Genomic DNA, 24,813 nt, shown 5'->3' on the forward strand with positions numbered 1-24,813 from the left:
GAACCTGGGGGGACCTGAACCCGAGACAACCGGCCGCTTACCTTCCCTGCGCGCGGGCCACCCGGTTGACGGCCGACAGCATCGCCTTGAGGGACGCGGTGACGATATTGCCGTCGATGCCGACGCCCCACACCGTCGTGCCCTGCCCGTCGCCGAACCGCACGTCGCACTCGACATAGGCGGCGGCGCGCGCGTCGCCGCCCGCGCTCATCGCGTGCTCGGCGTAGTCCAGCACCCGGACGTTGATCCCGACCGCGGCGAGCGCGTCCTCGAACGCCGAGACGGGGCCGTTGCCGACGCCCTCGATCTCGCGGATCTCGCCGTCCACGCGGACGTCGCAGCTGAGCGCGTCCTTCTCGTCCACCCGGGACGTCGTGCGGTGCGCCAGCAGCCCGGCGCGCGGGCCGTTGGCGAGGAACTCCGCCTCGAAGATCTCCCACATGCGCTCGGCCGTGACCTCGCCGCCCGCGCTGTCGGTGTGCTCCTGCACGACCCGGGAGAACTCGATCTGGAGCCGGCGCGGCAGTTCCAGCGCGTGCTCGGTCTTCATGATGTAGGCGACGCCGCCCTTGCCGGACTGGCTGTTCACCCGGATCACGGCCTCGTACGTCCGGCCGACGTCGTGCGGGTCGATCGGCAGGTACGGGACCTCCCACCCGAACTGCTCCACCGGCACGCCGGCGGCCTCGGCGTCGCGGCGCAGGTGGTCGAAGCCCTTGTTGATGGCGTCCTGGTGGGAGCCGGAGAACGCGGTGTAGACCAGGTCGCCGCCGTAGGGGTGCCGCTCGTGGACGGGCAGCTGGTTGCAGTACTCGACCGTCCGGCGGATCTCGTCGATGCCGGAGAAGTCGATCTGCGGGTCGACGCCCTGGGTGAACAGGTTCAGGCCGAGGGTGACCAGGCACACGTTGCCGGTACGCTCGCCGTTGCCGAACAGGCAGCCCTCGATGCGGTCGGCCCCCGCCATGTAGCCGAGCTCGGCGGCGGCGACGGCCGTCCCGCGGTCGTTGTGGGGGTGCAGCGACAGGATGACCGAGTCGCGGTAGGCCAGGTTCCGGCTCATCCACTCGATCTGGTCGGCGTAGACGTTGGGGGTGGCCATCTCCACCGTCGCCGGCAGGTTCACGATGACCTTCCGGTCCGGCGTCGGCCTCCACACGTCGTTGACGGCGTTGCAGACCTCCACGGCGTACTCCAGCTCCGTGCCGGTGAACGACTCGGGCGAGTACTGGAAGTAGATCTCGGTGTCGCCCATGTCCTCGGCGAGCTTGGCGCACAGCTTGGCGCCCTCCACCGCGATCGCGGTGATGCCGTCCCTGTCCTGCCCGAACACCACGCGGCGCTGCAGCGTGCTGGTCGAGTTGTACAGGTGGACGATCGCCTGCCTGGCGCCGCGCACCGCCTCGAAGGTCCGCTCGATCAGCTCGGGGCGGGCCTGCGTCAGCACCTGGACGACGACGTCATCGGGGATCCGGTCCTCCTCGATGATCTGCCGCACGAAGTCGAAGTCGGTCTGGCTGGCCGCCGGGAACCCGACCTCGATCTCCTTGTAGCCCATCCGTACCAGCAGCTCGAACATCTGGAGCTTGCGGTGGGAGTCCATCGGGTCGATCAGCGCCTGGTTGCCGTCGCGCAGGTCGACCGCGCACCATCGCGGAGCCTCGGTGATCACCTGGTCCGGCCAGGTCCGATCGGCCGGCCTGACGGGCGCGTACGGCTTGTAACGCTGGAAGGGCATGCCGGAAGTCTGCTGTTGCGGATACATCCGTTGAGTCTCTCTGCTCGAACCTCGCGGCCGACGTTCACGGCGAAGCCCCGCAGCGAGGGAGCCGGCCTGTTACAGGTCCCCGCTGCGGCCGCTAAGGAGGAGCAGCGCACGCAACACGTTCGCCAAGTTAACAGATGCCATCCGCGTTACGGAAACCGACGTCCGGATGCTGAGACGCAATGCCCGTCCCGCGGTCCCCGCCAGTTCAGGGGACGAGTACGGAGAGGCAGGTCACGCAGCCGTCGAGCGCCTCGAACTCGCTGATGTCGACGCTCGTGACGCGCAGCCCGTCGGACGCCAGCCGGGCGGCCGTGCGCGGCGCCGACGCCGCCATGAGGACGTGGTCGGGCCCGAGCACCACCACGTGGGCGCCCTCCGGCTCAGGGGCGACTCGCAGGCACGGCAGCACCGAGGTGTCCACCATCTCCGGAACGCCGATCAGCCCGCCGTCCGGCAGCGCGGTCATCGCCGACTTCAGGTGCAGGCAGCCGCAGACGTCCACCGGGACGACCTTCCGCCCGCCCAGCAGGCGCGCGAGCTGGCAGATGCCCTCCTCGTTCGTCCGGGCGCCGCGCCCCACGTAGACGGTGCCGCCGACGTCCAGCACGTCCCCGCCGTCCAGCGTGCCCGGCTCCCTGATCCGCTCGACCCGCAGGCCGAGCCCGCGCGCGGCCTGCTCCGCGCCGGCGGTCTCCCCGCGGCGGCTCGGCACCCGGGACCGGCCGAGCACGGCCAGGTCGCCGCAGACGACCAGGGCGTCCTCGACGAAGACGGCGTCGGGCAGGTCGTCGGCGGAGGCGACGGCGCGGACGCGCCACCCCGCCGCCCGCAGCGCCGCGACGTACGCCTCGTGCTGGCGCGCGGCAAGTCCCACGTCGACCGGGCGGCGGGCGGCATGGGTGACGACGCCCTCGGCCAGGCGCGGGCCCGGCGGTCTGACCAGTGCCCTGCCCGCGGGCGCGGAACCGGCGGCGGCGTCCATGTCAGCGCGCCGCCCCCTCCGTCGTCACGATGACGCCGAGCGCGTAGGCGCGGGACATGCCGAGCAGGTCCGCGATGCCGTGCAGGGCGAGCCGCTCCCCCTCGCCGAGCGGGCCGTCCGCCAGCCCGATCCGGACGGCCTGCGCGAGGAACCACTCCTTGGCCTCGACGGCGAGGTGCGCCCCGGCCCGGATGACCTCCTGCTCCAGGAACGTCCGGCGCAGCGCCAGATCGGTGTCCACGGCGTCCGCGTCGTAGTCGGGCTCGCCGTACCCGGTGACCGTCGCGACCGCGCGGGCGCGGGCCGCGGCGTCGGCCGGGTCGCCCGAGCGCAGCACCAGGGCCGCGGCGGCCCGCATGCCGGCGGCCAGGGCCTCGGCCATCTGCTGCGCGGTCGGCGTCCGCAGGGCCGACACGGGGAGGCGGGCGCGGCACGCGCGGCACTCCACGGCCTGCCCGAGGCGCCACAGCGGCACCATCGGCACGAAGAAGACCGAGAACCAGCGGCGTCCGGCGCGCCTGCGGTAGGCGCGGTCACCCCCGCACTGCGGGCAGTGGAACGTCCCCTCGCTGACCGTACGGAACACCACCGTGAGGCCAAAAACGAGCAACACCGGCGCTCTCCTCCCATAACGGACGTCGTTCCAACCTACCGACCCGCGGGCGCCACGGTGGCGCTCCCGGACAGGGCCCGCCGTGCGTTTACGCTGGGTTCATGACCGGTGACCTGGGATCCGACGCGGGGCGCGCACGGTCGCGCCCGTCCTTCCTGCCGCCCGTCGACGGCTACCCTCCGCAGCACGACGGCCCGGCCGAGGCCGTCCCCGCGGCGCCGGCCTCTTCCCCGCGGCGGGGCGGCGCCGCCTGGGTCCTCGCTCTGATCGCCGCGGCGTCGGGCCTGCTGGTGTCGGCGTTCCTGCCGTGGGCGCGCGCCGAGGTCGTCGTCGACCTGTTCGGCCGCTCGCTGAGCCGCGACCTCGGCAGCGTCGCCGGCATCGACGCCGACGACATCGTCCTCGCCGTGCCGGTCCTCGCCGTGATCGCGATCGCGCTGGCCGCCTGGGACCTGATCGGGCGCGACGCCCGGATCGGCGCGCTCGCCGCGGTCCCCGGCATGCTCGCCCTGCTGGTGTGCGGGATCTTCGTGCTGCGGCTCGGCCATGTCCGCGACGAGCTGCCCCAGACCGGCCTGGACCTCGGCTACCAGATCACCGTCCGGTTCGGCTGGTACCTCACGGTCGTCGCGGCGCTGCTCGTGGTCGGCTTCAGCCTCGCCCGCCCCGTCAGCGACAAGGTCTCGAAGTCGCAGCGGCAACCGGACCAGGACCACCCGCACCACGCCTACACGGACCACGCCTACACGGACCGGCAGTACCCGACCGGCGAGTACCCGACCGGCGAGTACCCGACCGGCGAGTACGCCGCCTGGCCGTCGGAGGACCAGGCGTGGGGACGCCAGGCCCTCCCGCACGAGGACGCCCCGCCCTCCGAGAACGATCCGAAGAGGAACTCCGGCGGGACGCCCCAGGCCACCAGGCAGGATCCGGAGGACGCCGGTCAGTCGTAGAAGCCGAGCCGGCGGAGCTGCTTGGGGTCGCGCTGCCAGTCCTTGAGGACGCTCACGCGCAGGTCGAGGAACACCTTCGTGCCGAGCAGCGCCTCGATCTGCCGGCGCGCCGCCGCGCCGACCTCCCGCAGCCGCGAGCCCTTGTGCCCGATGATGATCCCCTTCTGGCTGGACCGCTCGACGAACAGGTGCGCGTAGACGTCGACGAGGTCGTCGCGCCCCTCGCGGGGCGCCATCTCGTCCACGACGACGGCGATCGAGTGGGGAAGCTCGTCCCGGACGCCCTCCAGCGCCGCCTCGCGGATCAGCTCGCCGACGAGGACCTGCTCGGGCTCGTCGGTGAGATCGCCCTCGGGGTAGAGCGGCATGCCCTCCGGCAGGTGGGAGATCAGCAGATCGCCGACGAGGTCGACCTGGAAGCCGTTCTCGGCGGAGCACGGCACGATGTCGGCGAACTCCCCGAGCCGCCCGACCGCCAGGAGCTGCTCGGCGACCTGCTGGGGCGCGGCCAGGTCGGTCTTGGTGACGATCGCGACCACGGGCGTCTTCTTCACGCCCGCCAGCTCCCTGGCGATGTACTTGTCGCCGGGCCCGACCGGCTGGTCGGCCGGAACGCAGAACCCGATCACGTCCACCTCGGTCAGCGTGGACCGCACGAGGCTGTCGAGCCGCTCCCCGAGCAGCGTCCGGGGCTTGTGCAGGCCGGGGGTGTCGACCACGACGAGCTGCGCGTCAGGACGGTGCACGATCCCCCGGATGGCCCGCCGCGTCGTCTGCGGACGGCTGCTGGTGATCGCCACCTTCGTCCCGACCAGCGCGTTCATCAGCGTCGACTTGCCCACATTGGGCCGCCCGATGAAGCAGGCGAAACCGGAACGGGTCTCCATGGCAGTGTCTCCCTCGGGCCTGGCGGCCCTTTGAACATCGGGCACTGCGGGCGGTCGCCGTCGAAAGGTCAGCGTCGCGTCATTCTAGTCGGGCTCGAAGGGCGGTCATGCCGCGGTGCCCAGGGCGGCGAGGGAGGCGGTGGCCTTCTCCGTCCAGAAGGGGGCGCCGAGGCGGCCCGCGACCTCGGCGGCCGCGCGGTAGTGGGCGGCGGCGACCTCGGCGGGGCGTTCCAGGAACCGGGCGAGGTCGCCGAGGACCTGGGCGACCGGGCCGACCGTGGCGACGGCGGTGGCGCCGCCGGTGAAGTGGCCCTCGTAGGGCAGCAGCGCCGCGTAGGCCTCCTCGGCCAGGAGGCGGTCGCCGAGGGCGACGGCGCGCAGTCCGCGGACCGCCATGGTCAGGTCGAAGAAGTAGTCGAGCCGGACGGGCCCGGCGCCGGCGACGACCCGGCGGGCCTCGGCGGTGCGGCCCGCGGCGGCCAGGGCGAGCGCGTAGATGTCGGCGGTGGCGGCGACGTGCTCCCACTGGCCGTGCAGCCAGGCGGCCTCGTCCACCATCTCCTCGGCCCGTCCCTGGGCGAGCCGCAGGCAGAACGGGCCGAGCAGCACCATGCCCCGCTCGCTGAACCAGATCCGGGTCCGGCCGATGGAGCCGCCGACCTCGGCGAACGCGCGTTCCGCCTCGTCCGGCCGGGCGGTGAAGGCCCGCACCAGGGCCGTGTACCAGTCGGCGATGCGGGCCAGCAGCGGCAGCCCGTACTGGTCCGCGAGCCGGCGGCCCTCCGTCAGGTGCCGGTGCGCGGCGGGCAGGTCGAGCGCGGCGACGCACGCCTGCTGGAGTTGCAGGTGCGCGAGGACGCGGTAGGTGCCGAGGTCGTGCCCGACGGCGAGGTCGAGGAGCTCGGAGGCGACCCGGTGCCGCTCGACCACCCCTTCCGCGCTCCGGTGGGCGTTGATGTAGGCGCCGTTGAGGGCGACGGCGACCAGCTCGGGGTCGCCCAGGTCGCGGGCCAGGCCGAGCGCCTCCCGCGAGGCCCTGGCGCCCCGGTCGTGCTGCTCGCCCTCCAGCTCCATCGCCAGTGTGGTCAGCAGCCGGACCCGCAGCTCCGGCTCGTCGTCGGGGAGCCGTGCCAGCGCCTCGTCGACGGCCTCCACGACGGTGAGGTCGAGGCTTCCGTACTCGCGGGCCGACCACAGCGTCGGGACGCCGAAGCCGACGATGATCCGGGCGAGCAGGCGGACGTCGCCGAGCGCGCGGGCGTCGGCGATGGCGGCGATCCGCCGGGACCGGGCGTCGACGATCTGCCCGGCGAGGGCGCTCGACCGGATCGCGGCGACCTCCGCCTCCAGCCGGTCGCGCGCGGTCTCGGGGCCCTGCGCGCGAAGCGTCTCGACGGCGCGCACCCACAGGTCGGCCGCGGCGCCGTGCGCGAACCGCGCCTCGGCGGCCGCGGCGGCGCGGCGCGCGTACCGGACGGCCTTGTCGGGGTCGGTGCCCGATTCGAGGTAGTGGTGCGCGATCGCGGCGACCTCGCGCGGGAGGTGGTGTTCCAGCGCGGCGGCGACCCGGCCGTGCACGCGGGTGCGGCGGGCCCGGGACACGCCCGCGTACAGGGTGTCGCGGACGAGGGCGTGCGCGAACCGGATCCGGCCGGGCGCGGGCTCGGTGACGAGCCCGGCGGCCAGGCCCGCCTCCACGGCGTCGATCACCGTCTCCTCGTCCCCGGCCAGGTCGGTCAGGACGCGCAGGTCGGCGTCCCGGCCGATGACCGCGGCGTCGCGCAGCACGGTCTGGACCGGTCCCGGCAGCCGCGCGACGCGGCGCCGCAGCACGTCGCCGACGCCGGCGGGGACCCGGCGCGTGGCGGCGGGCAGCCCCTCGGCGTCCAGGAGCCGGGCCGTCTCCCGGGTGAAGAACGGGTTGCCGCCCGTGCGCTCGGCGATCGCGGACAGCTCCGCGTCGTCCAAGCCGGCGGCGCAGGTGTCCCGGACGAGGACCGCGACCTCCGCCGGCGACAACCCGGACAGCTCGATCCGCGCGGGCTCGTGCCGGGCGAGTGCGGCCAGCGCGGCGGCGAGGCCGTCGGGAACCTCGGTCTGCCGGAACGTGGCCAGCAGCAGGAGGCGGCGGTCCCGCAGCCGCCCGGCGAGCCGGACCAGCAGCGCGAGGGTCTCCTCGTCGGCCCAGTGCAGGTCGTCCAGCACGAGCAGGAGCGGCGCCGCGTCCGCGAGCCCGGCGAGGTAGTCGCCGACGGCCAGGTGGAGCCGGAACCGCCCCGTGACGACATCGGCGTCGCCGCGCCCGATGGCGGAGTCGTCCAGGAGCGGCCCGAGCCGGGCGGCGAGGTCGGCGGGGGGCGGGGCGGCGGCCGCCAGCTCGCGCAGCAGCTCGGCCCAGGGCCAGGCGGCGGGCGCTCCCGGGGTCTCCGGCGCCGTCCCCCACGCGCACGTCCAGCCCCGCCCGGCCAGGTCGCCCGCGAGCCTCTCGGCGAGCGCCGTCTTACCCATCCCGGCGTCTCCGCAGACGATGACGACGCCGCCGCGGCCCGCGGCGGCGTTCTCGGCGGCCTCCTCCAGCCGCGCCGTCTCCTGGACGCGGCCGACGAAGGCGGGGCCCTCCTCGGGACGGGGCGCGGGCGCGAGCCGCAGCGCGGGACGGGACGGCGCCGGCCGCCCCGTCTCCCCCAGCGCGGGCTCCTGCGCCAGGATGTCGCTCTCCAGCCGGCGCAGCGCCGGGCCGGGATCGACGCCGAGTTCCTCGGCCAGGGCCGCGCGGGCGCGCCGCAGCGCGGCGAGGGCGTCGCCCTGCCGCCCGGCGCGGTAGAGGGCGAGGGCCAGCAGCCGCCACGCCTCCTCGCGCAGCGGGTTGGCGGCGGCGTGGGTCTCCAGGTCGGGGACGGCCTCGGCGGCCGATCCGAGCCGCAGCAGGGCCCCGGCGCGGTGCTCGACCGCCAGCCGGCGCCGCTCGTCCAGGCGGGCGGCCTCGGCCGCGGCCCACGGCAGGTCGCCGAACTCGGCGTAGGCGGGCCCGCGCCACTCGGCGAGCGCCGCCTCCGCGCGGCGGCGCGCCTCCCGCGGATCGGCCGCCGCGAGCTCCGCGGCCTCGTCGATCAGCGCGTCGAACCGCCACGCGTCGACGGCGCCGTCCGGCAGCCGGAGCGCGTACCCCGGCGGCTCGGTGACCAGGACCCGCGCGGGCGTGCGGGGCGGGCGGTCCGGTTCGAGCGCGCGGCGCAGGTGGGACACGAACGACTGGAGGCCGGCGGCTGCGCGCGGCGGGGCCGTGCCCGCCCACAGGTCGTCGACGAGCCTGTCGGCGGGCACCATCCGCCCCCGCGCGGCGACGAGGCGGGCGAGCACGGAACGCTGCCGGTGACCGCCGAGGTCGGCGGCGGTTCCGGCCACCTCGGCCCCGAAGGCCCCGAGAACGCGTACGACAGGCGACATGTCCCGATCAGCCTAACCGGGACATGCCGCCCTCCTGCGATCACTCCCCCGTTAGGCGCGGCTGGGTTCGGGACGCCGCTCGGCGGCCGGCCGGGGCTTCGCGCCGCCGTGCAGGTCGATCGCCGGCAGCACCCGGGCGAGCGGCCCCGGCAGCCACCAGTTCGCCCGTCCGAGCAGCGACATCGTGGCCGGCACCAGCACCAGGCGGACGACCGTCGCGTCCAGCGCCACCGCGACCGCAAGCCCGACCCCCATCTGCTTGATCACCAGACCGGGGTCGGCGGCGAAGCCGAGGAACACCGCCACCATGATCAGCGCCGCGCTGCTGATGACCCGGCCGGTCGCGGCGAGCCCGGTGGACACCGAGCCGCGCGCGTCGCCGTGCAGCAGCCACTCCTCCCGGACCCGCGAGAGCAGGAAGACCTCGTAGTCCATGGAGACGCCGAACAGGACGGCGAACATCAGCAGCAGGATGAACGACGACACCGGGACGCTGTGCGGGAGGCCGAGCAGCTCCGCGCCCCACCCCCACTGGAACACGGCCGTGAGCACCCCGTACGCGGCGCCGATCGACAGCAGGTTCATCACCGCGGCCTTCAGCGGCGCCAGCAGCGACCGGAACACGATCATCAGCATCACGAACGACGTCGCCACCACCACGCCGATCACCGGCCACAGCCGGTCCGACAGCATCCGGGACAGGTCGACGTAGACGGCCGTCAGCCCGGTGACCTCGGTGTCCGGCGGCAGCACGTCGGCCCGGATCCGGTCGACGAGGCCGGTCACCCGCTCGTCCTGCGGCCCGTAGTCCGGGGTGACGATGATCGCCGCGGCGTCGCCGCGCGGGGACGCCTGCGGCGGCGCCACGGACGCGACGCCCTCGGTGCCCTCCAGCCGCTCGCGCAGCCCCGGCAGTGCGGCCTTGTCGGTCCTGGTGAGGTCGACGGCGACGACGAGCGGCCCGTTGGCGCCCGCGCCGAAGCCGTCGGCGACCAGGTCGTAGGCCTGGCGGACGGTGTTGGACGTGGGCTCGCTGCTGGCGTCGCTCGGCCACGTCCGCATGCCGAGCGCGGGGGCGGCGAGGGTGAGCATCAGCACCGCGGCGGCGAGCAGCCACGGCCAGGGGTGCCGCCCGACGTGCACGGCCCACCGCCGCACCCGCGGCGACTCCACGGTGATCACCGCGCCGGCGGCCCGGTCGCGGCGGCGCAGCACCCTCCGTCCGGCGAGGCCCAGCACGGCCGGCAGCAGCGTGACGGCGCTCAGCACGGTCGCCGCGACGACGATGCCGGTGGTGAAGCCCATCGTCATGAACACCGGGATTCGCGACAGCACCAGCCCGCACAGCGCCAGCAGCACCGTGAACCCCGCGAAGATCACCGACAGGCCCGCGGTCGCGATGGCGCGGCCCACCGCCTCGGGGACGTCGAGGCCCTCCGCGAGCCCCTCCCGGTGGCGGGTCAGGACGAACAGGGCGTAGTCGATGCCGACGCCGAGGCCGACCATGGTGGCGAGCGTGGGCGCGGTGGTCGCGACGTCGGTGAACGCGGCCACCAGCGTGATCCCGGACACGCCGACGCCGAGGCCGGCCAGCGCGACGGCGAGCGGCAGCCCGGCCGCCACCACCGACCCGAACGCCAGCAGCAGGATGACCAGGGCCGCCACGATCCCGATCGCCTCGGCGACGCCGCCGGGCGCGGTCACGTTCTCGGGGACCTGGCCGCCGAACTCCACCTGGTAGCCGGCGGCGTCCAGGTTCCGCGTCGCCGACCGCAGCAGGTCGAGGGTCTCCTTGGGCCCGAGGTCGGTGACCGGCACCGAGTACCGGACGGTGATCAGCGCGGTCGCGCCGCCCTTGCCGAGCTGCGCCGGGTCGACGCCGCTCACGTGCGGCAGCGTGCGCATCTCCGCCGCGGCGGCGGCCAGCTTCTGCTGGTCGACCCTCCCCGACTCCGCGTGCACCACGACCCGGGCGTCGGCCCCCGCCAGCGCGGGGAACCTCTCCTGCAGCAGGTCAGTGGCCTGCTGCGAGCCCGTCCCGGCCAGCGTGTAGTTGTCGTGCAGGGCTCCTCCGGCGACGCCGGACAGTCCGGCCATCGCGGCGACGAGCACCAGCCACACCACGATGAACCGCCAGGGCCGCAGCGCGGCGGCCCTGCCCAGGCGGTAGAGCAGACGGGACATCATTTCTCCCCCAGAACGGCATTGTTCGACGCCCTACAGGCTGGCGTCCTCCCCTTGCCGTCCACTTGCCGCCGACTTGCGGCCCGGCCCGGCCGGACTTGCGGACCGCCGACCCGGCTCCCGGACCGCCGAGCCGCCCGCCACGGCCGCCCGCGATGCCCGTACGCTGGGGGTGTGAGCGAGCTGAACGCCGAGGACGCGAAGATCATCACCCTGGCCAGGTCGGCGCGGGCCCGCACGGGCGCCGCCGAGGGCGCCGCCGTGCGCGACGAGACGGGCCGCACCTACTCCGCCACCAGCGTGGACCTGCCGTCCCTGAAGCTCTCGGCGCTGAAGGTCGCCGTCGCGATGGCCGTGTCCAGCGGCGCCGAGGACCTGGAGGCCGCCGCCGTCGTCACCGCCGCCGAGGCCGCCGACCCCGCCGACGTCGCCGCCGTCCGCGACCTCGGCCCCAAGGCCCCGGTCCTGCTGGCCGCCCCCGACGGCGCCGTCCGCGACATCGTCCGCGGCTGAGACGGCCGCCGGCCGAGACCGTCGGCGGGACCGGTCGGAGTCAGCGGGACCGGTCGGAGTCAGCGGGACCGATCGGAGGCCGCCCGGCTCCCGGCGTCCGCGGCCGGGGCTCCGCCGAGCCGCCGCACCAGGACGGTGCCGACCCGGTTGCGGCGCCCGGCGATCGTCTCGGCCTTGAGGGACAGCACGGGGCCGGGCTCGCCGGTGGAGGCCTCGTTCGTCGCGACCTCGGCGGTGGAGCCCTCGATGGGGACGCGGCCGAGCGCGTGGGCGAGCAGGCCGCCGACCGTCTCGACGTCCTCGGCGTCGATCTCCACGTCGAACAGCTCGGCGAGGTCCTCGACGGGCAGGCGCGCGGTGACGCGGGCCGCGTCGCCGGAGAGCCAGGTCACCGGCGGGGTCTCCACGTCGTACTCGTCGGTGATCTCCCCGACGATCTCCTCCAGGATGTCCTCGATGGTGACCAGGCCGGCGGTGCCGCCGTACTCGTCGATGACGATCGCGACGTGGATCTGCCGCGCCTGCATCTCGCGCAGCAGCTCGTCGATCGGCTTGCTGTCGGGGACGTAGGTGGCGGGCCGCATGACCGAGTCGACCGTCTCGACCGACTCGCCGTCGCGGTGCTCCTGGCTGCGCCGGACGACGTCCTTGAGGTAGGCGATGCCGACGACGTCGTCCTCGTTCTCACCGACGACCGGGATCCGGGAGAAGCCGCTGCGCAGCGCCAGCGACATCGCCTGCCGCAGGGTCTTCGTGCGCTCGACGAACACGATGTCGGTGCGCGGCACCATCACCTCGCGGACGAGGGTGTCGCCCAGCTCGAACACCGAATGGATCATCTCCCGCTCGACCGGCTCGATCAGGCTGCGCTGCTCGGCGAGGTCGACCAGGTCGCGCAGCTCCGCCTCGGAGGCGAACGGGCCCTCCCGGAACCCCTTGCCGGGCGTGAGGGCGTTGCCGAGCAGGATCAGCAGCCGGGGCAGCGGCCCGAACACCCGGGTCACCGGGTGGATCACGGCGGCGCCCGCCAGCGCGATCCGGTCGGCGTGCTGGATGCCGAGGGTGCGCGGCCCGACGCCGATCACCACGTAGCTGACGACGATCATGACGGCGGCGGCGGCGACGTAGGCGCGCCACGTCTCGTCCAGCCAGGAGATGCACAGGTCCGCGACGATCACGGTGGCGACCAGCTCGCAGCCGATCCGCAGCAGCAGGACCATGTTGACGTAGCGGGCCGGGTCGGCGACGACCTCCGCCAGCCGCCCGGCGCCGCGGCGCCCCTCCCGGACCGCCTCCTCGACCGTGACGCGCGACACCCGGGCGAGCGCCGTCTCGGTGCCGGCCAGCAGGCCCGCCAAGAAGACCAGGCCCACCGCCAGTGCGGACAGCCACGCCTGCGCGGTGCTCATCAACCGCCGCGTTTCTCCCGCCAGGAGCCGAGGAGCTCATCCTGCAGGCCGAACATCTCCCGGTGCTCCTCCGGCTCGGCGTGGTCGTAGCCCAGGAGGTGCAGGATGCCGTGCGTGCACAGCAGCTCCAGCTCCTCCGCGGTGCTGTGCCCGGCCTCCCGCGCCTGCTTCTCGGCGACGGCGGGGCACAGCACGACGTCGCCGAGCAGCCCCGGGTCGGTCTCGCCGTCCTCGTCGGCGCCGCCGGCCATGTGCCCGGGCCGCAGCTCGTCCATGGGGAACGACAGCACGTCGGTCGGGCCCGGCTCGTCCATCCACTTCTCGTGCAGCTCGGTCATCGCGGCCTCGTCGACCAGCAGCACCGACAGCTCGGCCAGCGGATGGACGCGCATCCCGTCGAGGACGTGCCGGGACAGGTCGGCGATGGCCTTCTCGTCGACCTCGGCGCCCGACTCGTTCAGCACCTCGATGCTCACTGCCGCCCCCGCTTGCGGGGGCCGCCGCGCGCCGCGCCCTGCTTGATCTGCGGGACCTGCTTCTCGTCGTGCCGGTTGTAGGCGTCGACGATCTCGGTGACGAGCTTGTGCCGCACGACGTCGCGGCTGTCCAGCCGGGAGAAGTGGATGTCCTCGACGCCGTCCAGGATCTCCTGGACGACGCGCAGCCCGCTCAGCTGCCCGTTCGGCAGGTCGACCTGGGTGACGTCGCCGGTCACCACGACCTTCGACCCGAACCCGAGCCGGGTGAGGAACATCTTCATCTGCTCGGGCGAGGTGTTCTGCGCCTCGTCCAGGATGATGAACGAGTCGTTGAGCGTGCGGCCGCGCATGTACGCCAGGGGGGCGACCTCGATGGTCCCGGCGGCCATCAGGCGCGGGATCGAGTCGGGGTCGACCATGTCGTGCAGCGCGTCGTACAGCGGGCGCAGGTACGGGTCGATCTTCTCGTAGAGCGTTCCCGGCAGGAAGCCGAGCCGCTCGCCCGCCTCGACGGCGGGACGCGTCAGGATGATCCGGTTGACCTGCTTGTCCTGCAGGGCGCGGACGGCCTTGGCCATGGCCAGGTACGTCTTGCCGGTGCCGGCGGGGCCGATGCCGAACACGATCGTGTGCTTGTCGATCGCGTCGACGTACCGCCGCTGGTTCAGCGTCTTCGGGCGGATGGTCCGGCCCCGGCTGGACAGCACGTCCAGGGTGAGGACCTCCGCGGGTCGCGCGCCGCCCTCGCCGCGCAGCATCGCCAGGCTGCGCTCGACGGCGTCGGGGGTGAGCTGGGTGCCGCCCTTGAGCAGTTCGAGCATCTCGGTGAACAGCCGGGAGACCAGGTCGGTCTCGCCCTCCGGGCCGGTCACGGTGATCTCGTTGCCGCGGACGTGGATGTCGATGCCGGCGCCGAACGCGTGCTCGATCGCGTGGAGCAACTCGTCCCGGGAGCCCAGCAGGCTCACCATCGAGTGGTCGTCCGGCACCACGATCTTGATCTGCGAGCGCGAGCCTGTCCGGTCGTCGCGCCCCGTGCGGGTTGCCCTCGCGTGAGTTGATTCGACCATCAGCCGGGCCTTGCGGCCTGTCGGACCTGCCTTCTGTCTGCTCCGGGTGTCCTGGTGTACCGGTTCCATCGTACTGGCGACCCCCGACACACCGCCGCCGCATTTCCGGCGCGGCGGGCGACTCAGCCGGGCGGCCAGTTCAGGCCACGCCCGCCCAGCACGTGGGCGTGCGCGTGGAACACGGTCTGGCCCGCCTGGGAGCCGGTGTTGAACACGACCCGGTAGCCGGTCTCGGCGACGCCCTCGTCGACGGCGACCTGGTGGGCCTCGCGCACCAGCTCGGCGAGCAGCCCGGCGTCGGAGGCGGCCAGCTCACCGACCGTCGGGTGGTGGTCACGCGGGATGACCAGCACGTGCGTCGGCGCCTGGGGGTTGATGTCGCGGAACGCCACCGTCCCCGCCGACTCGCGGACGATCGTGGCGGGCACGTCCCCGGAAACGATCTTGCAGAACAGGCAGTCGGTCATCTGTCTCCCCTCGGGGCGGTCCGCGACCGCTCCGAAATCCTATCGGGACCGGCGCGGGCGTGGATCAGGGCCGCCCGGGCCGGATAAGGTTTCCATCGATCAACTACCGGTAGCGGTCGGCATTTCGACCGGCCACTGGCTAAGGTTGTCACCTCAGGCGTAACCCCCCGGTTCGCAAGGCGTCGCGGCACATCTCGCCCCGGCGGGAACGCCCGGATCACGTCGGCCGGACGCGACCGTCCGAATGGACGGCGGGGGGCCGGCAAAGGCGGCGGATAGGTGACCGAGGCAAACCAGGACATGCCCTTTCGTAAACCGAACGACGAGGGTGCGCGTCCAACTGACGTGACCGAGACCCTCGTGGCCAGGGGCACGGCGGGCGCGGTGGCCGCCGCCTGGGACGCCGATCAGGCGGTGACCGCCCTCTACAGCGCCAACTACCGTTCGCTGGTGCGCCTGGCGGCGATGCTCGTCCGGGACGCGGGGACGGCCGAGGAGGTCGTGCAGGACGCGTTCGTCGCGATGCACGGCGGCTGGCGCCGGCTGCGCGACCCGGACAAGGCCCTGTCGTACCTGCGCCAGTCGGTGGTCAACCGGTCGCGATCGGTGCTCCGGCACCGCGCCGTCGTCGAGAAGTACGCCCCCAAGGGCCTTCCCGACGCGCCGAGCGCGGAAGCCGGGGCCATCGGAGAGCTGGAGCGCTCGGCGGTGATCGACGCGCTGTCCCGGCTCCCCGCCCGCCAGCGGGAGGCGCTCGTCCTTCGCTACTACGCCGATCTGTCCGAAGCGGAGATCGCCAGCGCGATGGGCATCTCCCGCGGCGCCGTGAAGAGTCATACGGCGCGCGGCATGACCGCGCTACGCAACGTCCTGGAGCAGTTCTCATGACCACCGACCCCCACGACGAGCACGGCGAGATCCTCCGCCGCGCCCTGCACGCGGAGGCGGACTCGGTCAACCCCGCGGGCGACGGCCTGGAGCGCATCCGGGCCCGCGTCACCGACGGCCGGCGCCGCCGGCTCGGCCTCGGACGTTTCGGCCCGGCGCACTTCGGGTTCGACCGGTTCACCGTGAACTGGGCGCGTCCCCTCCTCGCCGTGGCCGCGGCCGTGCTGATCGCCGGGCTGGGCGTGACGGCGCCGCAGACGATCGACCTGATCCAGCAGTCGGTCGGCAACAGCAGCCAGTCCGGCGACGGGGGCGACGACACCGCCGGCGACCGCACCGGTCCGGGGATCGACCCCGAGTTCCCGGTCCCGTCGTCGCCGGGCGGCAGCACGTCCGGCGAGCCGAGCACCTCCGAGACGCCGAGCACCAGTTCCTCGCCCGGGCTGTCGTCGTGCCGCATCCCCTCGCCGGGCGCCTCGGCCGGCTCGACCGCGACGCCGACGCCGGCGACCGCGCCCTGCCCGAGCGAGACCCCGACGCAGGCGCCGCCCTCGACGCCGGCTCCGCCCACCTCCACGACGCCCGAGCCGCCGAGCAAGCCGACCGAGCAGCCGACGCCGTCCGAGACGAGCGAGCCCGCGAAGACCACCGAGCAGGGCGCCGCCACCACGCCGTGACGGCGCCGGCCGGTGCTACCAGCGGCCGGTGGCGGCCAGCAGCACGCTGGCCGCCGCGACGCCCGCCGTCGAGGTGCGCAGGACGGTCGGGCCGAGCCGCGCGGGGCACCCGCCCGCGGCGCCGAAGCGTTCCATCTCGTCCTCGCTGATCCCGCCCTCGGGGCCGACCACGAGGACGATGTCGCCCCGTGCGGGCGGCCGCACGGCGCTCAGCGGCGCCTCGGCCTCCTCGTGCAGGACCAGGGCCAGGGACGCGCCGGCGATCCGCCCGGCGACGTCCTCGGTGGACTCCAGTTCCGCCACCTCGGGCAGGCGGCTGCGCCGCGCCTGCTTGCCGGCCTCGCGGGCGGTCGCGCGCCAGCGCCCGAGGGCCTTGTCGCGGCGCTCCGGGCGCCAGCGGGTGACGCAGCGGGACGCCGACCACGGGACGATCTCGTCCACGCCGACCTCGGTCATGGTCTCGACCGCGAGCTCGCCCCTGTCGCCCTTCGGGAGGGCCTGGACGACCACGAGGCGGGGCGCGGGCGGGGGCTCCCGGTGCCGGGCCAGCACGTCCAGCGTGAGGGACGCCCGGTCGGCCGCGGTGACGACGCACTCGGCCAGCAGGCCCTCGCCGTCGGTCAGGTCGACCCGCTCCCCCTGCCGCAGCCGCCGCACGGCCGCCGCGTGCCGGCCCTCGGGCCCGTCCAGCAGGACGCGGTCGCGCTCCAGGGCGTCCGTCCCGGCGAGAAAGACCGGCGGGCTCACCCGAGCCGTCCGGGGGAGGCCGAACCCAGGGCGACGTCGCTCATCGCTGCCACCACGCTCCTCAATCGCCGCGGCGGCCCTCCTGGTAGGCCGCCGCCACCGCGCTTCAGTGCTGGTTGAAGACGTCCTTGAGGCGGGAGAACACGCCGCGCTGCCCGGGGGCGAACCTGCCGGGCGGGCGCTCCTCGCCGCGCAGCACCGCGAGCTGCCGCAGCAGCTCCTCCTGCTCCTCGTCGAGCCTGTTCGGCGTCTCCACGTTGACATGGATCATCAGGTCGCCGCGGCCGCTCTCGTTGAGGTGCCGGACGCCCCGGTTGTAGAGCGTGATGACCTGCCCCGACTGCGTGCCGGGCTTGATGTCGACGCTCTCGGCGGCATCCAGCGTCTCGATGGTGACGCTGGTCCCGAGGGCGGCCGCGGTCATCGGGATCTCGACCGTGCAGTGCAGGTCGTCGCCCTCCCGCTCGTAGATCGGGTGCGGCTTCTCCACGATCTCCAGGAACAGGTCGCCGGGCGGGCCGCCGCCCGGACCGACCTCGCCCTCGCCGGCGAGCTGGATGTGGATGCCGTTCTCCACCCCGGCCGGGATCTTGACCTTGACGGTGCGCCGGGTGCGGACCCGGCCGTCGCCGGAGCACTCGGTGCACGGGTTGCGGATCACCGAGCCGAAGCCGCCGCACGCCGGGCACGGCCGGGCCGTCATGACCTGGCCGAGGAACGAGCGCTGGACCTGCTGGACCTCGCCCCGGCCGTGGCACGTCTCACACGTGTCCGGGTGGGTGCCGGGCGCGCAGCCCGACCCCTCGCAGGTCGTGCAGGCGACCGCCGTGTCGATGGACAGCTCCCGGGTGGTGCCGAACGCGGTCTCGGCGAGGTCGAGCTCGACCCGCAGCGTCGCGTTGCGCCCGCGCCGGGCGCGCGACCGCGGGCCCCGCGAGGCCGCGGTGCCGAAGAAGGCGTCCATGATGTCGCTGAACGGGAAACCGGCGCCGCCGAACCCGCCGGCGCCCGCCCCGCCCGCGGACGCGAACGGGTCCGCCCCGAGGTCGTACATCTCGCGCTTCTTGGGGTCGGAGAGCACCTCGTAGGCCTGGGTGATCTCCTTGAACCGCTCCTGGGTCTCCGGATCCGGGTTGACGTCCGGGTGGAGTTCCCGCGCGAGCCGGCGGTAGGCCTTCTTGACCTCGTCGGCGCTGGCGTCCCGCCGGACGCCCAGGGTCGCGTAGTAGTCGTTCGCCACTTACGACCCCGCCAGGATCTGTCCCACGTAGCGTGCCACTGCCCGTACCGCTCCCATCGTGCTGGGGTAATCCATGCGTGTCGGCCCGAGCACTCCCAGCCGGGCCAGAGTGAGGTCGCCCACCCCGTAGTCGGCGGCGACGACCGAGGTCGACTTGAGCCCCAGGTCGGGGTTCTCGGTGCCGATCCGCACCGTAACTGTAGAGGAGTCGCCGGTCTCGCCGAGCAGCCGCATGAGGACCACCTGCTCCTCCAGCGCCACCAGCACCTCCCGCAGGCTCTGCGAGAAGTCGACGGCGGCGAGGTTGGCCGCCCCGGCGAAAACGATCTTCTCCTCGTGCTTCTCGACGAGCGTCTCCAGCAGCACCGACAGCACCGCCGCCGCGACCGGCCGCTCGTCCGGGCCCACCCTGTCGGGCAGGTCCGCCACGGCCGCCGGGACGTCGCCGAAGCCGAGCCCGTCCAGGCACGTGTTGAGCAACGCCCGCAGGTGCCCGATCGATTCCTCGGAGATCTGCCCGGTCTCGATGACGCGCTGCTCCACCCGCCCGGTGTTGGTGATCAGGACGAGCAGCAGCCGCCCCTCCGCCACCGGGACCAGCTCCACGTGCCGCACCGCCGAGCGGGTCAGCGACGGGTACTGCACCACCGCGACCTGCCGGGTCAGCTGCGCGAGCAGCCGCACCGTCCGGCCGACGACGTCGTCGAGGTCGTAGGCCCCGGACAGGAACGTCTCGATGGCGCGGCGCTCGGCGACCGACAGCGGCTTGATCGTGGACAGCCGGTCGACGAACAGCCGGTAGCCCTTGTCGGTGGGGACGCGCCCGGCGCTGGTGTGGGGCTGGGCGATGTAGCCCTGCTCCTCCAGCACCGCCATGTCGTTGCGGATGGTCGCGGGCGAGACCCCGAGGTTGTGCCGGTCGGCCAGCGCCTTGGAGCCCACCGGCTCGTTGGTGGAGACGTAGTCCTCGACGATGGCGCGCAGGACCGCTAGTTTCCGGTCGTCCAGCACGATGTCACCTCCTTCGTCCGGCCGGTCCGTGCTACTGGCACTCCTTGCTTTCGAGTGCCAAGTCTACGGCCCGGAAGGCTCGGCTGGAGCGCCCCCGCACTCTCCGCATGGCTGCGTGATCCTATCCGGCCCCGGAGCCGGCGCCACGCCGAGGAACGCGGGGCGGCGCCGCGCGGGCGTCCCGCCCGGTTAATGTGCGGATCTGTGCGGAGTAAGAACTACGGAAACGACGTACTGGGCGGCGACTGGCGCCGGCCCCGCAAGGGCCGGATCCCCGAGGTCCCCGCCGAGCCCGGCCTGGTCGCCGAGGATCCCGACAGCGGTTTCTGCGGCGCCGTGGTCGGCTGCGACAAGTTCGGCGTCACCCTGGAGGACCGGTTCGGCAAGCGCCGGGTGTTCCCGCTGACCAGGTCCGGCTTCCTCATCGACGGCCGGCCGGTCACCCTCGTCCGGCCGGCCGCCGGGCCCGCGGGCCCGGCGCGGTCGGCCTCGGGCTCGATCGCCGTCCGGGGACTGCGGGCGCAGGTCGCCAAGGAGAGCCGCATCTACGTGGAGGGCGTCCACGACGCCGAACTGGTCGAGAAGATCTGGGGCCACGACCTGCGCGTCGAGGGCGTCGTCGTCGAGTACCTCGAAGGCGTGGACGACCTGCCCGCCATCGTCGAGGAGTTCGCCCCCGAGGAGGGACGGCGCCTCGGCGTCCTGGTCGACCATCTCGTGCGGGGGTCCAAGGAGTCGCGGATCGCGGCCCAGGTCACCTCGCCGTACGTCCTCGTCGCCGGCCACCCGTTCATCGACATCTGGGAGGCCGTCAAGCCCGCGGCCGTCGGCATCCGCGCCTGGCCCCGCATTCCCCGCGGCATCCCGTGGAAGGAAGGCGTGATCGCCGAACTCGGCTGGGGCGACGACACGGGCGCCGCCTGGAAGCGCATCCTCGGCTCGGTGAACGCCTACACCGACCTGGAACCCGCCCTCCTCGGCCGCGTAGAAGAGCTCATCGACTTCGTGACGGTGTCCTCCCAGGGGTAGCGCCCCCTGGCCCCCCCGTCACGAGCCGGGCACTTGGTCAGGTGAGGGCTCGGACGACGGCGTCGGCGAGGAGGCGGCCCTTAAGGGTGAGGACGGCTCGGCCCTGCTCGTAGGGGGCGGGCTCGATCAGGCCGTCGCCTACCGCTCTGCGGGCGGCCTCGTCGTCCAGGAGGTGGGCGGGGCAGCCCTGGGCGAGGCGCAGTTCGAGCATGACCCGTTCGATGTGCCGGTCCTCGCCGGTGAGGATCTCCCTGGCGTGGGCGGGGGTGGTGCCCTCGGCGAGACGGGCGGCGTGGGCGGCGGGGTGCTTGACGTTCCACCAGCGGGTGCCGCCCACGTGGCTGTGGGCGCCCGGGCCGACGCCCCACCAGTCGGCTCCCGTCCAGTAGAGCATGTTGTGCCGGCAGGCGGCGCGCGGGTCGGCCGCCCAGTTGGAGATCTCGTACCAGTGCAGGCCGTGGCCGCTGAGCATCTCGTCGGCGATCAGGTAGCGGTCGGCCATGGCGTCGTCGTCGGGGGCGGTCAGTTCGCCGCGCCTCACTTGCGCCGCCAGCCGGGTGCCCTCCTCGACGATGAGCGCGTAGGCGGACACGTGGTCGGGCTCCGCCGCCAGCGCCGCTTCCAGGGAGCCCCTCCAGTCGTCGTCGGTCTCCCCTGGCGTTCCGTAGATGAGGTCGAGGTTGATGTGCTCGAAGCCCGCCTTGCGCGTCCACTCGACGACCTGCGGGACGCGTCCGGGCGTGTGCGTGCGTTCCAGGACGGCCAGGACGTGCTCGCGGGCGCTCTGCATGCCGTAGGAGACGCGCGTGAATCCGGCTTCGCGGAGCTTGCCGATGGACGCCTCGTCCACCGACTCGGGATTGGCCTCGGTGGTGACCTCCGCGCCCGGGGCGAGCCCGAACTCGGCGTCGATCGCGGACAGGACGCGGCCCAGGTCGTCCGGTGGGAGGAGGGTCGGCGTGCCGCCGCCCACGAAGACGGTCTCCACGGGCAGGTCCACGTCCCCGAGCACTCGCCGGGCCATGCGGACCTCGCGGATCGCGGTGTCGGCATAGGAGTCGCGGCTCGCCCCCGGGCCCAGTTCTGTCGCCGTATAGGTGTTGAAGTCGCAGTACCCGCACCGGGTCACGCAGAAGGGCACGTGCACGTAGAACGCGAACGGGCGCCTTCCCAGCCCGTGCAGAGCATCACGGGGCAGCGCACCGTCGGCCGGTACGGGATCGCCATCAGGCAGCGTCGAGGGCACCCCCCAAGTCTGCCCCGCCCCGCCGCCTGCTTCGACCGGGCCTCTCCGGCCGGTCAGGCGTCCGCGAGCTTGTCGCGGAGCCAGTCGGGGATGTGCTCGGCCGCGCGGGGGAAGCGGTCGAGGTCCTGGACGTAGGCGGACGAGGCCAGCGGCGGCGTGAAGTCGGGCTCGCCGTCGTAGTCGAACTCGGCGCTGAAGTGGCCGGAGCGCTCGACCTGGAGGCGCGCGGTGAACCAGGCGCCCTTGTCGGACCGGTACATGACGCGGCGCAGCTCGTCCATCTTCCCGACCGCCTGGCCCGGGGGCAGGGCCGTGCGGCGCCCGCCGTCGGGACCCTCGACCTCGAAGGAGGCGCTGTCGATGCCGACGGTCGCGCGGAACTCGAAGTCGAGCCGCTGCCAGCCCGCGGGGGCGGCCGAACGCAGCGCGCGCACGGCGCCGTTCACCGTCTCCCGTTCCTTCTCGGAACGCAGAACCTGCTCGGGGTGGGTCACGCTGCCTCCGCGAGGTCGGCCGGGTTCGTTCGATCAAGGCACCGTACCCGTCCGACCGTACCGGCATCGGCGCCCGCGCGAAGCAGCCGCCGCCGTGTCGCGGCCGACCGGCGCGACTTCGGCCGCCGACCGCCTGAGGAGGCGCAACGAATACGGATAAGGTCGTCCGGATGCGAAATGAGGGTGCGACCGGCCGGGGACGAGTGCCCGCCCGGGTGATGCTGCGCGGCGAGCCGGACGGCTGGCACTGGGTGCTGGTGGACGACGCGGGCGCCGAGCGGCGCTCGGACTTCTCCGGCGCGGGGACGCGCTGGTCCGCGGGCGGCCGGTCCGACCCCGAGCCCGCGTGGTGGCGCCGCAGGCTCACCGAGACGGCCGACGGGCTGCGGGAGGCGGTCGCCGAGGACCTGACCGACGCGACGTTCCGCGAGTTCGGCACCGAGGCCGCGATCACCTGGTTCGCGGTCGCGGAGCCCGTCGAGTGGGAGGGCATCGTCACCCTCCGGGAGGCCGACCCGGCGCGGTTCCCCGGCCGGGTGCCGCCGTTCGTGGTCACGCTGGAACCGGGGCGCGGGGCGCTGCTGCCGGACGCGAGCCTGCTGTTCTCCACCCGCGCCGCGGACGCCTGGACGACCCTCGCCGCGGTCGCGGAGCGCTGCGGCACCCTCCCGCCGAAGTCGTCGTTCCTGTGCGGGTGGGCCGGGCACCGCAGCGTCCGGGTGGGGCGCGGGTCGCTGGCGCTGTCGACCGGCCGGAGCGAGGACGGTGTCGAGCGGCTCGCGCAGATCTGCGGGACGCGGGCGCCCGGCTGGAGCGGCAACCCCGAGATGCGGTTCCGGCTCGACGGCGTCGACCTGCTCGACGAGCCCGCCGGCGACGTCGTCGCGCTGCTGCGAGAACTCGGTCACGAGATCGTCAGGCGTGGCCGCTCGGTCCGGCTGGAGGCCTGCGGGCTCACCCTCCACGCGCCCGACGGGGCGGACGAGGCGGAGCGGTTCACCAGTGTGTCCCTGGGGGTTCCGGCGGCGCTGTCGCCGCTGTGGGCCGGTTCCTGACGCGCCCGAATCCGTCACCTACACGGAGCCGACACCCACGGGGGACCGCCCCGTCACCGGAACGCAACCGCGGCCGCCTAGGTTCCCCGATCATGAGAAGCCGCGCGCGCCATGCCGTGCTCGCCGTGACCGGTGCAGTCCTCGCCGGCGCTCCCCTCGCCCTCACCGTCCCGCCCGCCCACGCCGCCTCCCCCGTCCGCGCCGCCGGGTCGCCCGGCACGATCAACGTCCATCGCGGCGGTCCCGCCCGGTCGCTGCCGTTCACCGCCCGCCGGGACGGGGAGGCGGTGATCTCCTTCTCCGCGTCCGCCCCGGGCGTCTCCTGGGTCCGCGAGGGCGCCGAGTCGGCCGTCGTGTCGATCGCCGTGGACGGGCGCCATGTGACCGACCTCGTCGTCCCCTCGTCCGACCCGGTCCCCCGCAGCCTCGGGCTCGGGCGCGTCGGGAAGGGACACCACAGGGTGACGCTGCGGTTCGCCGAGGGCAGCGCGCCCGCCGCCCGCCGCGTCACGCTGCGGCGCCCCGCGGTCCGCATGCCGCAGGCGGACGCGCTCGCCCTGCGCCACGCGCCCGTCGTCGTCGGGCGGACGGGCTGGCCGTTCGGCGACCCGTACCAGAACGCGACCACCGACACCCCGCTGCTCGCCTGGCACGAGACCCGTCCCGCCGCCGCCCCCGGCCACAAGATCATCGAGTACTCGGTGGTGTGGAGCAACGAGGACGGCGGTACCGACACGCCCGCGCTGATGGCCCGCTGGGGCCGGACGACCGACATCGAGTGGATCTACCGGGTCGAGGTCGACGCGTCCGGCGGGCGCGTGGACGGCACCGCCGTCTACCAGGCGCCGATGCACCTGACCCTGCGGTTCACGGGCCGCTACGAAGGCGACCACCCCGTCCTGCAGACCTGCACCCAGAACAACAACATGTGCGACGTGATCTCGCCGGACGCGCCGCTGCGCTTCCTGCTGGACGCCACCGGGACGCGCCCGGACGGCCGGGCCCGCGAGGTCGTCATGGACCGCGAGCCGTGGACCTACCGGATCGCGGCGCAGGAGATGGTCCGCGAAGGGAAGATCGAGAACCCGTCCGATCCGGCGACGCGCGAGGTCGGCGACCAGCGGACGTACCTGTTCGCGGAGTTCGCCAAGACGACGGGCGCCGCGACCGGCTCCGGGTCGGTGCCCGGCGTCGCGCTCGGGGTGCGGCTCAGGTCCGACCCGTCGCGGCTTCACCGCTCCGACCACGACGAGCCGACCTGGTCGATCGACCGTGACGGCGCCGTCGCCACCACCGTCGAACTGCCGGAGGGAACGACGGTCTCCGACATCGCGAGCATCGAGGCCCTTCGCCGTCCCACCGGAACCGGAGACAACGGCGCCCCTGCCACGGTGACGTCCGTCAACCGCGGGTTCTTCCTGGACGACTCGTTCCTGCCGCAACCCTCGTCGGTCCAGTGGAAGGGCTCGGTCACGCTCACGCAGGCGAACCCGTCCGCCGTCCTCTGGCGTCCCTGACACCCCGCCAGGCACCGCAGATGGGCCCGTGGCGCGAATCGGCCACGGGCCCTTCTTCATAGGGAACCTGGGCGAACTTCACGCGCGTCCAAGGAGTCGTACACTTCGCCAATAACTTCCATAGCGACCCCGGAGAG

At 73.9% G+C, this 24,813-nt stretch carries 22 protein-coding genes; 7 read left to right on the forward strand and 15 right to left on the reverse strand.

The features are described 5' to 3' along the window. Positions 1 to 37 precede the first annotated feature (37 nt). The 3 genes from leuA to CHC11_RS16745 all read right to left on the reverse strand — a co-directional run bounded on the left by leuA (position 38) and on the right by CHC11_RS16745 (position 3,363). Positions 38 to 1,765 carry a 2-isopropylmalate synthase gene (leuA, locus tag CHC11_RS16735; RefSeq protein ID WP_089312681.1) on the reverse strand — a complete coding sequence of 576 codons (1,728 nt, stop codon included), beginning with the start codon at positions 1,763 to 1,765 and terminating at the stop codon, positions 38 to 40. Between the two features lie 208 nt (positions 1,766 to 1,973). Next, positions 1,974 to 2,750: a dimethylargininase gene (gene ddaH, locus CHC11_RS16740; RefSeq protein WP_089312682.1), complete on the reverse strand. Its 777-nt coding sequence runs from the start codon at positions 2,748 to 2,750 to the stop codon at positions 1,974 to 1,976. Position 2,751: 1 nt separating this feature from the next. Continuing rightward, positions 2,752 to 3,363, reverse strand: a complete 612-nt coding sequence (locus CHC11_RS16745; protein WP_143227087.1) for a hypothetical protein — start codon at positions 3,361 to 3,363, stop codon at positions 2,752 to 2,754. A gap of 101 nt (positions 3,364 to 3,464) precedes the next feature. On the opposite strand from CHC11_RS16745, the gene CHC11_RS16750 reads away from it, so the two are divergent. Beyond that, a complete protein-coding gene (locus CHC11_RS16750) occupies positions 3,465 to 4,316 on the forward strand; it encodes a hypothetical protein (protein WP_089312684.1) in 852 nt (283 codons plus the stop codon). Here CHC11_RS16750 and era read toward each other — a convergent pair. From era to CHC11_RS16765, 3 genes are all read right to left on the reverse strand, one after another. Then, positions 4,307 to 5,203, reverse strand: coding sequence for a GTPase Era (gene era / locus CHC11_RS16755; RefSeq protein WP_089312685.1), 897 nt, complete (start codon positions 5,201 to 5,203; stop codon positions 4,307 to 4,309). The genes CHC11_RS16750 and era overlap by 10 nt on opposite strands. 105 nt (positions 5,204 to 5,308) lie before the next feature. Beyond that, entirely contained in the window at positions 5,309 to 8,650 is a 3,342-nt protein-coding gene (locus CHC11_RS16760; protein ID WP_089312686.1) for an ATP-binding protein, read from the reverse strand. A 51-nt stretch (positions 8,651 to 8,701) separates the two neighbouring features. After that, positions 8,702 to 10,837, reverse strand: coding sequence for an MMPL family transporter (locus tag CHC11_RS16765; RefSeq protein ID WP_245919317.1), 2,136 nt, complete (start codon positions 10,835 to 10,837; stop codon positions 8,702 to 8,704). A gap of 171 nt (positions 10,838 to 11,008) precedes the next feature. Here CHC11_RS16765 and CHC11_RS16770 point away from each other — a divergent pair, with 171 nt between their 5' ends. After that, positions 11,009 to 11,347: a cytidine deaminase gene (locus tag CHC11_RS16770; protein WP_089312687.1), complete on the forward strand. Its 339-nt coding sequence runs from the start codon at positions 11,009 to 11,011 to the stop codon at positions 11,345 to 11,347. 59 nt (positions 11,348 to 11,406) lie between these two features. On the opposite strand, the gene CHC11_RS16775 is transcribed toward CHC11_RS16770, so the two are convergent. From CHC11_RS16775 to CHC11_RS16790, 4 genes are all read right to left on the reverse strand, one after another. Next, positions 11,407 to 12,756 carry a hemolysin family protein gene (locus CHC11_RS16775; RefSeq protein ID WP_089312688.1) on the reverse strand — a complete coding sequence of 450 codons (1,350 nt, stop codon included), beginning with the start codon at positions 12,754 to 12,756 and terminating at the stop codon, positions 11,407 to 11,409. Beyond that, entirely contained in the window at positions 12,756 to 13,232 is a 477-nt protein-coding gene (ybeY, locus tag CHC11_RS16780) for an rRNA maturation RNase YbeY (RefSeq protein ID WP_089312689.1), read from the reverse strand. Before ybeY ends, CHC11_RS16775 begins: the two co-directional genes overlap by 1 nt. Beyond that, positions 13,229 to 14,305 (reverse strand): PhoH family protein, encoded by a 1,077-nt coding sequence (locus tag CHC11_RS16785; protein WP_143227089.1) that lies wholly within the window; start codon positions 14,303 to 14,305, stop codon positions 13,229 to 13,231. The genes ybeY and CHC11_RS16785 overlap by 4 nt, the downstream gene beginning before the upstream one ends. A 122-nt stretch (positions 14,306 to 14,427) precedes the next feature. Further along, positions 14,428 to 14,772 carry a histidine triad nucleotide-binding protein gene (locus tag CHC11_RS16790; RefSeq protein ID WP_089312690.1) on the reverse strand — a complete coding sequence of 115 codons (345 nt, stop codon included), beginning with the start codon at positions 14,770 to 14,772 and terminating at the stop codon, positions 14,428 to 14,430. A gap of 300 nt (positions 14,773 to 15,072) precedes the next feature. Here CHC11_RS16790 and CHC11_RS16795 point away from each other — a divergent pair, with 300 nt between their 5' ends. After that, the gene (locus CHC11_RS16795) at positions 15,073 to 15,660 is read left to right on the forward strand and encodes a SigE family RNA polymerase sigma factor (protein ID WP_089312691.1); all 588 of its coding nucleotides are present in this window, start codon (positions 15,073 to 15,075) and stop codon (positions 15,658 to 15,660) included. Further along, positions 15,657 to 16,337 carry a hypothetical protein gene (locus tag CHC11_RS16800; protein WP_089312692.1) on the forward strand — a complete coding sequence of 227 codons (681 nt, stop codon included), beginning with the start codon at positions 15,657 to 15,659 and terminating at the stop codon, positions 16,335 to 16,337. The genes CHC11_RS16795 and CHC11_RS16800 overlap by 4 nt, the downstream gene beginning before the upstream one ends. Before the next feature lie 15 nt (positions 16,338 to 16,352). Here CHC11_RS16800 and CHC11_RS16805 read toward each other — a convergent pair whose 3' ends face one another. The 3 genes from CHC11_RS16805 to hrcA all read right to left on the reverse strand — a co-directional run bounded on the left by CHC11_RS16805 (position 16,353) and on the right by hrcA (position 19,335). Beyond that, positions 16,353 to 17,084 carry a 16S rRNA (uracil(1498)-N(3))-methyltransferase gene (locus tag CHC11_RS16805; protein ID WP_089312693.1) on the reverse strand — a complete coding sequence of 244 codons (732 nt, stop codon included), beginning with the start codon at positions 17,082 to 17,084 and terminating at the stop codon, positions 16,353 to 16,355. Positions 17,085 to 17,190: 106 nt separating this feature from the next. After that, on the reverse strand, positions 17,191 to 18,324 hold the full coding sequence (gene dnaJ / locus CHC11_RS16810) for a molecular chaperone DnaJ (RefSeq protein ID WP_089312694.1): 1,134 nt from the start codon (positions 18,322 to 18,324) through the stop codon (positions 17,191 to 17,193). Then, positions 18,325 to 19,335, reverse strand: a complete 1,011-nt coding sequence (gene hrcA, locus CHC11_RS16815; protein ID WP_089312695.1) for a heat-inducible transcriptional repressor HrcA — start codon at positions 19,333 to 19,335, stop codon at positions 18,325 to 18,327. A gap of 204 nt (positions 19,336 to 19,539) precedes the next feature. On the opposite strand from hrcA, the gene CHC11_RS16820 reads away from it, so the two are divergent. Continuing rightward, entirely contained in the window at positions 19,540 to 20,364 is an 825-nt protein-coding gene (locus CHC11_RS16820; RefSeq protein WP_245919319.1) for a DUF3097 domain-containing protein, read from the forward strand. A gap of 37 nt (positions 20,365 to 20,401) precedes the next feature. On the opposite strand, the gene hemW is transcribed toward CHC11_RS16820, so the two are convergent. Both hemW and CHC11_RS16830 read right to left on the reverse strand, forming a co-directional pair. Further along, the gene (gene hemW, locus CHC11_RS16825) at positions 20,402 to 21,610 is read right to left on the reverse strand and encodes a radical SAM family heme chaperone HemW (protein WP_089312697.1); all 1,209 of its coding nucleotides are present in this window, start codon (positions 21,608 to 21,610) and stop codon (positions 20,402 to 20,404) included. Between the two features lie 53 nt (positions 21,611 to 21,663). Beyond that, entirely contained in the window at positions 21,664 to 22,104 is a 441-nt protein-coding gene (locus CHC11_RS16830) for an antitoxin YezG family protein (RefSeq protein WP_089312698.1), read from the reverse strand. Between the two features lie 170 nt (positions 22,105 to 22,274). Between CHC11_RS16830 and CHC11_RS16835 the strand changes: the two genes are divergently transcribed. Continuing rightward, positions 22,275 to 23,159, forward strand: a complete 885-nt coding sequence (locus tag CHC11_RS16835; RefSeq protein WP_143227091.1) for a hypothetical protein — start codon at positions 22,275 to 22,277, stop codon at positions 23,157 to 23,159. A gap of 92 nt (positions 23,160 to 23,251) precedes the next feature. After that, positions 23,252 to 24,676 (forward strand): hypothetical protein, encoded by a 1,425-nt coding sequence (locus CHC11_RS16840; RefSeq protein ID WP_143227093.1) that lies wholly within the window; start codon positions 23,252 to 23,254, stop codon positions 24,674 to 24,676. Positions 24,677 to 24,813: the final 137 nt, after the last annotated feature.

It is taken from the genome of Actinomadura mexicana, assembly GCF_900188105.1.
Classification (GTDB): Bacteria; Actinomycetota; Actinomycetes; order Streptosporangiales; family Streptosporangiaceae; genus Spirillospora; species Spirillospora mexicana.